The organism is Lysobacter sp. K5869 (genome assembly GCF_018847975.1).
GTDB lineage: Bacteria > Pseudomonadota > Gammaproteobacteria > Xanthomonadales > Xanthomonadaceae > Lysobacter.
Genome location: NZ_CP072597.1, coordinates 3,895,362 through 3,904,792 on the forward strand (window position 1 = coordinate 3,895,362; position 9,431 = coordinate 3,904,792).

The following is a 9,431-nucleotide window of genomic DNA, read 5'->3' on the forward strand; positions in this document are numbered from 1 at the left end:
CCCATCAACCACCGGGCGTCCAAAAGAAGTTGCACGGCCGCACCTCGATGCCGCCGCCGAAGTAAGCGCCCAAATGCGCGCCCGGGTGCAACGAGGCGATCTTCACCGCCTGATCCAGACTGTCGGCGTCGACGATGAAGAACGCGCCCCAAGGCTCCGGACCGCCGGCATAGGGACCGCGTTCGACGCTCCATTCGCCGTCGTCGTGAGCGCGCAGCGTGGCGTAGCCGGTTTCCTCGACGAACGATCCGATGAGGTCCACTTGGCCGGTGGCTTGGAGTTCTTGGTCCCGCGGCGCGCAAACGGCGCCCACCGCTTCGAAGTCCTCGGGACGGCAGGCGGCGAACTTCGCGCGGTCGTAGTGGCAAATGCAGAGATATTTCATGGTGTCGGCTCCGGTCAGAGGAAGGCGGCGGCCTTGGCGAGGCCTCGGTGTTCTTCTTCATGACGAACCAGGTGAGTCGAAATCGACAGCGCCTGCCGCGTCGGCCTTCGTATCGGAAGCAGCCTGGGACGCAACAATCGGCGCCGGCGCCGCCGATGTCGGCCATCACGCCGCCGCGCGGCGGCGAGCGGAACCGCTCGCCGTTCCCGGCCTTGCGCGACCGCGACGACACCGGTGCGCCCGCGAGGCGGCTCGCACGCCGCCCTCAGGTTCCGACCGGCGAGCGCGCCGGGTTGTCCTCGCGGCGCCCTCCCCGGCGCAAGCGCCGCAGCAGCCAGCGCTCCGCGTCGTCGATTACGGTGAACGCGACGGGCACGACGACCAGGCTCAGCACCGTGGAGGACACCAAGCCGCCGATCACCGCGATCGCCATCGGCGCGCGGAAGCTCGAATCGGCGGCCAGTCCGAGCGCGATCGGCAGCATGCCCGCGCCCATCGCCAGGGTCGTCATCAGCACCGGGCGGGCGCGCTTGTGGCAGGCATCGAGCAACGCCTGGTGGCGGTCCATTCCGAGCGTGCGCTGCGCGATCACGGCATAGTCGACGAGCAGGATCGAGTTCTTCACCGCGATGCCGATCAGCATGATCAGCCCGATCAGCACCGGCAGGGAAATGTCGGTGCCGGTCAGCAGCAGCGCGCCGATCGCGCCGGTCGCCGCCAACGGCACCGCGACCAGGATGGTCGCCGGCTGGCCGGCGTGATTGAACAGCAGCGCCAGCACCGCGTAGACGCAGAAGATGCCGGTGAACATGGCCATGACGAAGCCGAGCATCATTTCGACGAAGACCTTGGCGTTGCCGGCGGCCTGCAGGGTCACGCCCGGCGGCAGGTTGCGCACTGGCTTGAGCGCCTTGATCTGATCGTCGACCTCGCCGAGCGCGCGCCCGTTGAGGTCGACGCTGATGGTGACGTTGCGCTTGCGGCCGAAACGGTCGATCTGCGAGGGGCCGCTGCCGCTGACGATGTCGGCGACCGACGACAGCGGCACCGCTGCGCCCGACGCGGTCGGCACGCGCAATTGCGCCAGCAGCGAAGGATCCGACAGCGCGCCGCCGGCGAGCTGGATGCGGATCGGGACCTGCCGTTCGGGCAGATTGAGTTTGGCCAGGAACTGCTGGTAATCGCCGCGGGTCGCGACCCGCGCCGTGGCGGCGATGTCGGCCGTGGACACGCCCAGGTCGGCCGCGCGCGCCGAGTCGGGACGCACGGTGATTTCCGGCCGCACCAGCGCCGCGGTGGAGCTGACCGCGCCCAGCCCCGGGAGCTGCCGGATCGCATGCTCGATCTCGCGCGACGCCGCGGCCAGCTTCAACGGGTCGTCGCCGGCGAGCACCAGTTGCAAGGCGCGGCCCGGTTCGCCGCCCTGGAAGCCGATGCGCACGCCCGGCAGCGTCTCCAGGCGCTCGCGCACCTCCGCCTCCAGACGCTGCTGGTCGCGCTTGCGATCGCTGCGCCATTTCAGCGTCAGCGTCGCCCTGCGCACTTCCCCGACCCCGGCCCCGCTCTCGCTGTCGCCGCCGCTGGCGCCGGCGGTGGCGAAGACCCGCTCCAGTTCGGGAATCGCGGCGATGCGCGCGCGCGCCTGCTCCACCGTCCGCTGGGTGGCGCTGAGCGGCGCGCCGGGAGCGAGTTCGAGCACGACCACGCTGTGGTCGCCGTCGCTGGGCGGGATGAAGGTGGTCTGCAGGAACGCCGAGGCCGCGATCGCCCCGAGGAACAAGGCGGCGGTCAGGGCCAGCGTCTTGCCGCGGCGGTGCAGCGCGCGGTCGACCCAGCGCAGGTACCAGCGCATCGCCTTCGAATCGCCGTGCGGCGCGGGCGTGGGCTTGAGCATGGCCGCGGCCATCATCGGCGTGACCCAGCGCGCGACCAGCAGCGAGAACAGCACCGCGGTCGCCGCGGTCCAGCCGAACTCCTTGAAGAATTTGCCGGCGATTCCAGGCATGAAGGCGACCGGGACGAACACCGCGGCCAGGGTGCAGGAAGTGGCGATCACCGCCAGCCCGATCTCGTCCGCGGCTTCCAGCGCGGCGAGCTTGGGCGGCTTGCCCATGCGCAGGTGGCGGTCGATGTTCTCGACTTCCACGATCGCATCGTCGACCAGGATGCCGACCACCACCGCCAGGGCCAGCAGGCTGACCACGTTGAGGCTGAAGCCCAGCCAGTGCATCGCGGCGAAGGTGGGCACGATGGACAACGGCAGCGCGATCGCGGCGATGAAGGTGGCGCGCCAATCGCGCAGGAACCACCACACCACCAGCGTCGCCAGCAGCGCGCCTTCCCACAGCATCGCCATTGAGGATTCGTAGGACGCCTCGATCTCGGGCGTGGTCGAGGCGACCTCGGTGAAATGCAGGCGCGGATCGGTCCGCGCCAGTTCGGCGATCTTCGCGCGCACCGCCTTGCCGACATCGACTTCGCTGGCGCCGATCGTGCGCTGGACGGCGAAGCCGATCGCGCGCTTGCCGTCGAGCGTGGCGATCTGGGTGGGCTCGGCGCTGCCGTCGCGCACCTCGGCGATGCTCGACAAGCGGACCTGGCGTCCGTCGGCGGTGAAGATCGAGTAGTCGGCCAGATCCGACGCGTCGGCGACGGTGGCCACCGTGCGCACCGACTGCTCGCCGCCGCCGACCGTCGTGCGTCCGCCCGGCTGCTCCTGCTGGATGTTCGCCAACTGCTGCGACAGCATCGCCGGGCTCACGCCCAGCGCCTGCAGCCCGTCCGGGCGGAGCTCCACGCGCACTTCGCGCTCGACGCCGCCGATGCGCCGCACCGCGCCGACGCCGCTGAGGCCGAACAAGCGCTTGCTCACGGTGTCGTCGATGTACCAGCTCAACTCCTGCTCGTTCCAGCCGTCGGCGGCGACGGCGAAGGTGACGACATCGCCGCCTTCGACGCTTTCCAGCGCCACCACCGGCGCTTCGATCTCCCGCGGCAGATCGATGCGGACGCGGTCGACCGCATCGCGCACGTCGTCCTTGGCGGCGGCGCCGTTGCGATCGAGCTCGAAGCGCACGTGGGTGACCGAGACGCCTTCGTTCACCGTCGAGCGCAGTTCGTCGATGTGCGGCACGCTGGCCAGCGCGTCCTCGACCTTGCGCGTGACCTGGGTTTCCAGCGTGCTCGGCGATGCGCCGGGCAGGCTGACGGTGACGGTGACCGTGGGCACGCTGAGGTCCGGGAACTCCGAAACCGGCAGCCGGAAGAAGCCGAAGCAACCCGCGACGGCCAACAAGAAGAAAGCGAGGATCGCGGGCAGCGGGCGCCGGATCGACCAGGCCGAAATGTTCATGTCATTTCTCCCGAGCCGTGGCGGCCGGCGCCGCGGCGGAATCCGACGCCGCCACCCGCACCAGATCGCCGTCGCCCAGGAATCCGGCGCCGCTGGCGATCACGCGATCGCCGGCCTGCAGCCCTTCGCGTACGTCGACGTAGGCGCCGGCGACCGCTGCGGTGCGGATGCGGCGCTCGCGCGCGCGGTGGTCGTTGCCGACGACGAAGGCGTAGGCGCGGCCGTCGCGGCGGACCACCGCGTCGAGCGGAATCAGCAGGCCGGGCTCGCGCCCCAAGGCGATGGCGCCCGAGCCGAACATGCCGGCGCGCAGCGGACCGGGCGCCGGCAGGTCGGCGTAGACCACGCCGGTCCGGCGGCGCGTGTCCAGCGCGGGAGACACCTGCCGCACGCGGCCCTCGACCGTGGCGCCGTTGGGGCCGGAGACGCGCACCGGCATGCCCGGCGCCACCCGGGTCAGATCGGCTTCGGCCAGCTCCGCGCGCCATTCCAGGCGGTGGTCGCGGATCAGTTTCAGCAGTTCGCTGTCGGAGCCGACCACCTGCCCCGGCTGCACGTCGCGCGCGGAGATCACGCCGTCGTGCGGCGCGCGGATCTGGGTGAACTCCAGTTCCACCTGCGCGGCCTCCAGCGCCGAGCGCATGGTGCGCAGCTGCGCGTCGGCGCTGAGCGCGTCGCCGGCGGCTTCGTCGGCGTCCTGCGCGGAAACGAAATGCTTCGCGGCCAACTCGCGGATGCGCTTGGCGCGTTTCTGCGCGACCTCCGCATTGGCCTGCGCTTGCGCCACCGCGGCCTGCGATTGCGAGGCCTTGGCGCGCAGCGTGCGCGCGTCCAGGCGCACCAGCACGTCGCCGCGGCGCACCGTGTCGCCGACTTCCACCGTCACCTCGGTCACCCGCAGTCCCGACACTTCGGCCCCGACCGCGATCTCCTCCCAGGCCGCGATCGAACCGGAGGCGGTGACTTCCCGGGTCAGTTCGCCGACGCGCGGGGCGACGGTTTCCACAGTGAGGCTGGGTATCGGCGCGGGCGCCGGTTCGGCGGCCTGGCTGCAGGCGCCCAGGCCCGCGGCCAACGCGCACGCCAGCGCTGCCCGGTACAGGGCGGCCGGACTCAATCCGAGGGCGCGAACCGGCGACGGCGCGCGCGCGCCGCCGCCACGGCGCGGCCAGCGCGGGAGTTTTCGCGACGATCCGGCGATATTCATGCGCGCCCGTGCATCTGGCCCATGCCGACCAGGATCTTCCTGGCGCCGGAATACGGCTGACGGCCATGCGTGTAGAGCATGTTGTCCAGCAGGATGACGTCGTCCTTCTGCCAGTCGAAATGGAACTTCACTTCGTCGTACACGGCGCGGATCCGCTCGAGGTCTTCCACGTCGATGGGCGAGCCGTCGCCGAAGTACACGTTGCGCGGCAGGTCCTCGGCCTTGTACAGCGAGAGCATGTCGCGGGCGATCTGCTCCGGCAGACCGGAGATATGGAACAGGTGCGCCTGATTGAACCAGACCTTCTCGCCGGTGACCGGGTGGATCTCGGTGGCGGGCGTGACCTGCTTGGTGCGCAGGCCGTTGTTGGCGGTCCACTCGAAATCGATGCCGTTGCTTTCGCAGAACGCTTCGACCTCTTGCCGGTCGTCGGTCTGGAACACCTCGCTCCACGGCAGATCAACCTCGCCGTAGTTGCGCACGTACTGCAGCCGCTTGCGCTCGAACTTCTCGACGAGGTCCGCCGGAAGCCGCGCCAGCACCTCGCGGCTGTCGGCCAGCGGCGTGGCGCCGCCCATGCCGGCGCCCGGGGGAATCATGCAGAAGAAGCCGATATGCATCGCCCACACGTTCGCGTACGAGGATTCGTTGTGCTGCGGAATGATTTCGGCGGGGTGGTATTCGGTCGCGGTGTAGACGTTGCCGCCGAGCTTGGTGCGCGGCGTGGAGCGATAGGTGTACTCGGCCAGGCGGTCGCCGAACAGCTCTTCCAGGAACTGGCCGAACTGCTTGGTGCCGTGAAAACGCAGGCCGCGGATCAACAAGGCGCCGCTGTCGAGCAGGATCCGGCCGACCTCGTCCTTGTTCTGCCGCGCCCAGCCCAGCGATTGGGTGAGCGGCTTGGCCTGGATCAGGATGTTGCGTCCCGAGACTTCTTGAAGCTGATTGAACATGCTCATGGAAAATTCTCCCGCGTGGAAGTTTCAAGAAACGTCCGATGGTTTTCGTGCGTGCGCGACGCGCGCGACCGGCGCGCATCGCCGCGCATCGGGGCGGCGGGCCTCAGCCCGCCGTCGCTTCGGTCAGCGGCGCCTCCCCTTCGCTCGGCGCGCTCTCGCGCACCGGCTTGCGGAACTGGCGCGAGACCAGACGGGCATAGTGGGAATGCGAGCTCAGCAGTTCTTCGTGGCTGCCGCTGCCCGAGATCCGGCCGCCTTCGAGGAAATAGATGCGGTCGGCGTGGACGACCGTCGCCAGACGATGGGCGACGACGATGTTGGTGCGCCCTTTCATCAGCGATTCCAGCGCCAGCTTGACCTGATGCTCGGTCTCGCTGTCCAGGCTCGAGGTCGCCTCGTCCAGGATCAGGATGTCGGGATTGCGCAGGAACATGCGGGCGATGGCGATGCGCTGCCGCTGCCCGCCGGAGAGGTTGGCGCCCTGCTCGGTCAGCACGGTGTCCAGCCCCTGCGGCATCTGCTCGATGAAGGCCAGCGCGCCGGCTTTCTCGGCCGCCATCCGCACCGTTTCGTCGCTGAACTCGCCGCTGAGCCCGTACACGATGTTGTCGCGCACGCTGCCCGGCATGATCGGCGCGCTCTGCGCCACGTAGCCGATGCGCTCGCGCCAGGCTTGCAGGGCGAACTCGCCGATCGGCTTGCCGCCGTAGAGGATGGCGCCGTCGGTCGGCGCGTAGAAACGCTCGATCAGCGACAACACCGTGGTCTTGCCGTTGCCGCTGGCGCCGACCAGTGCGCTGGTGGTTCCGGGGGCGAACGCCAGATCGATCCGGTGCAGGACCTCGGCGTCGCGGTCGGGATAGCGGAAGCAGACGCCGCGGAATTCCAGCGTCGCGTGATCGCCCGTGGGCGCGTCGCCGGCGGTGTCCTCTTCCCTGCCCTGCAGCAGCGCCGAGATCCGGGTGGAGGCGCCGCGGGCCTTCTGCAATTCCTCCAAGAACGTGGTCAGCTGGATCAGCGGCACGGCGACGTTGAACAAATAGAGGATGAACGCGGTGAGCGTGCCGATGCTGATGCTGCCGTTGCCGACCCGCGCGCTGCCGTAGACCAGGATGATCAGGATCGCCGCGGTCAACGACAGGCTGATCAGCGGCCCCAGCACCGCGCTGATCTTCGCCACCTGCAAGCCGATCCGGCGGATGTCGAGGATCTCCAGCCGGCTGCGCTCGCGTTCGCGCGCTTCGGCCGTGTAGGCCTTGACCAGGCGGATCTCGGAGAAGACATGGGTGAGGATGCCGCCGAGCTTCGCGGTGCGGTCCTGGGTGTTCAGCGCGAGCTTCTCCAGCAGCGCCACCAGCGGCAGCACCACGCCGAAGGCGAGCACGATGCAGCCGAGCACGGTCAGGGTGAGCCTCGCGTCGAGGAACACCAGCACGGTGATCGACCCGACCAGCACCAGCACCCCGCTGAACAGGTTGATCGCTTGCCGCGTCGCCAACTCCGAGATCGACTGGCAGTCGCTGAGCACGCGGCTGACGCGTTCGCCGGTGCTTTCCTGGTCGAACGAGGCCACCGGCAGCTTGAGCAGCTTGTCGATCAGCCGCGTGCGCAAGGCGGCGATCACGTCGTGGCCGAGCCGGCTCAGCAGGTAGGACGACACCGCCGACGCCATCGCGGCGGTGAGCATCACCGCGGCCAGCACCGCGATGCCGCCGCCGTCGACCGTGCCCTTGGCCAGTTCGTCGACCAGCCGCCGGGTCAGCACCGGGAAGGACAGCGTGCCGGCGACCGACACCAGGGTCATCGTGGCGGCCGCCGCGAGCAGCGCGGTGGACGGCCGGGCCAGACGCAGCAGCCGCCACAATGCGTTCAAGGACGAGCTCTGGGCCGGATCCGGCGCCGGTCCGCTAGAGGAACGGGGAGCGTTCACAGCAGCAGTTCCCTTTTCCCGTACAGGACTTCGGCATGGCGGCCCTGCGAGCGCACCGTCGATTCGAGCACCCGCGCTTCCTTGAACTGCGGCAGCTCCTCGGAATACAGGATGCTGGTGATGTGCGTCAGCCACGGCTCGGCGCCCATCGCATAGACGAAGATGCGCTCGGGATCGAAGAACCGGTGCATCTCCAGCGCCTTGGCCGCGTCGCAACCGTCGAGCCGGCGCGATTGGTCCTCGCCGCGGGTCAGCATCTTCTGCAGCAGCGGGCCGTACAGCCAGGTCGCCGGGGCGCCGACGCATTCCATGCCCAGGAACAGGCAATCCACGCGCGGCATCAGTTTTTTCAGCGGCGCGTAGAACTCCGGCATCGGCGGGTTGGAGTCGGCGAAGAACAGGCAATGGGTGTCGTGCATCTGCACGCCGAAGGCGAGCTTGGAACGGATGTCGAGATCGGCGTGTTCGCCGTAGAACGGCGCGCCGATGATGCGGCCGCCGGCGAACTCGATGGTTTCGTACTCGCCCAGCTCGATCACCTTGTCGAAGCCGCAGTGGTTCAGCATCAGCTTGAGCGACACGTCCGGCAGGTGGCCGCCGCCGGAGCGCCCGACCACCACATGCTCGACTTGGCTGCGCAGGCGCAGCAGCGTCTCGAGCACGACGTGGTCCTGGTGCGGGTGGGTGATCAGCACGTAGTCGATGCGCGCCGGCAGGTCGTCGAAGGTGAAGTGGTCCAGCGTGGATTCGCCCGGATAGCTGATCAGCGGATCGACCAGCACGCTTACTCCGGCGCACTCCATGAGCACGCAGGCGTGGCCGAAGTAGCGCACCCGCACCTGTCCGGGGGCCAGTCCGTCGGCGCGCGCCTCGCCCGGGTGATCGACGAACATGCCTTCCAGCAGCGGCATGTCGCGCGCCGGATCGTCGATGTGCGGCCTGAGCATCTCCAGCAGTTCGCCGATGGCGTGCTTGCCGCTGCTCATGTGGTTCCAGAGCGGGTCGCCGAACGGCAGGCGCAGTTCCACCGATGCGGGCTGGCGCTGGATCTGCGGCGTGCTCAGCACGAAGGTGCGCGGTTCGTAAGTGGCTTTCTCGAGGATGCAGGTCTGCAGCGAAGGATCGTAGAGCGGGCCGTCGTACAGCACCTTCTCGATGATGCGCGCCACCGGCTGCTTGCACACGTCGTAGGACAGTTCCACGCCGTGGCGGATCAGCTCGTCGACCTGCGCGTACAGGCCCGGCACGCCCGCGCCCTTGGCCTGGGCGAGCACCATTTGGTACATGGAGTTGATCGCGTCGGCGCCGCGCAGCTGGGTGCCGCAACGCTCGCGGGTGCGGTCGCGGAACCGCGCCATGTCGCCGGGGTCGCCGGTGTAGTTGATGAAGGGGCCGCCGATCAGCTCGGGGATCTTGATCGATTCCAGGTGCTGCGACGGGTCGTCGACGAAGGACTCGAGCAAATCCAGGTGATAGCGGGTGTAGTGGCCGAAGGTCGACGGCGCGACCAGGTACATGTGCGCGAACCAGGAATTGATCAGCGGGATGCTGCGGATGCCCGGGGCGAGCGACTTGAAGTTCTTCTGGGTCATACCTTT

Annotated in this window: 6 protein-coding genes; all 6 read right to left on the reverse strand. The window is 69.0% G+C overall.

The features are described from left to right. Positions 1 to 4: 4 nt before the first annotated feature. Positions 5 to 385, reverse strand: a complete 381-nt coding sequence (locus J5226_RS16910) for a YciI family protein (protein WP_215835602.1) — start codon at positions 383 to 385, stop codon at positions 5 to 7. Between the two features lie 265 nt (positions 386 to 650). After that, positions 651 to 3,737 (reverse strand): efflux RND transporter permease subunit, encoded by a 3,087-nt coding sequence (locus J5226_RS16915; RefSeq protein ID WP_215835603.1) that lies wholly within the window; start codon positions 3,735 to 3,737, stop codon positions 651 to 653. Between the two features lies 1 nt (position 3,738). Next, complete coding sequence (locus J5226_RS16920; protein WP_215835604.1) at positions 3,739 to 4,854, reverse strand: efflux RND transporter periplasmic adaptor subunit; 1,116 nt, start codon at positions 4,852 to 4,854, stop codon at positions 3,739 to 3,741. 86 nt (positions 4,855 to 4,940) lie between these two features. Further along, entirely contained in the window at positions 4,941 to 5,903 is a 963-nt protein-coding gene (locus J5226_RS16925) for a TauD/TfdA family dioxygenase (protein ID WP_215835605.1), read from the reverse strand. Between the two features lie 103 nt (positions 5,904 to 6,006). Beyond that, a complete protein-coding gene (locus J5226_RS16930) occupies positions 6,007 to 7,776 on the reverse strand; it encodes an ABC transporter ATP-binding protein (RefSeq protein ID WP_215835606.1) in 1,770 nt (589 codons plus the stop codon). A gap of 53 nt (positions 7,777 to 7,829) precedes the next feature. Then, entirely contained in the window at positions 7,830 to 9,425 is a 1,596-nt protein-coding gene (locus tag J5226_RS16935; RefSeq protein WP_215835607.1) for an MBL fold metallo-hydrolase, read from the reverse strand. Positions 9,426 to 9,431: the final 6 nt, after the last annotated feature.

Bases quoted from the DNA above. Each gene is read 5' to 3' on its own strand.
- J5226_RS16935 (WP_215835607.1), bottom strand. From the start codon at position 9,425: ATGACCCAGAAGAACTTCAAGTCGCTCGCCCCGGGCATCCGCAGCATC.
- J5226_RS16925 (WP_215835605.1), bottom strand. From the start codon at position 5,903: ATGAGCATGTTCAATCAGCTTCAAGAAGTCTCGGGACGCAACATCCTG.
- J5226_RS16915 (WP_215835603.1), bottom strand. From the start codon at position 3,737: ATGAACATTTCGGCCTGGTCGATCCGGCGCCCGCTGCCCGCGATCCTC.
- J5226_RS16910 (WP_215835602.1), bottom strand. From the start codon at position 385: ATGAAATATCTCTGCATTTGCCACTACGACCGCGCGAAGTTCGCCGCC.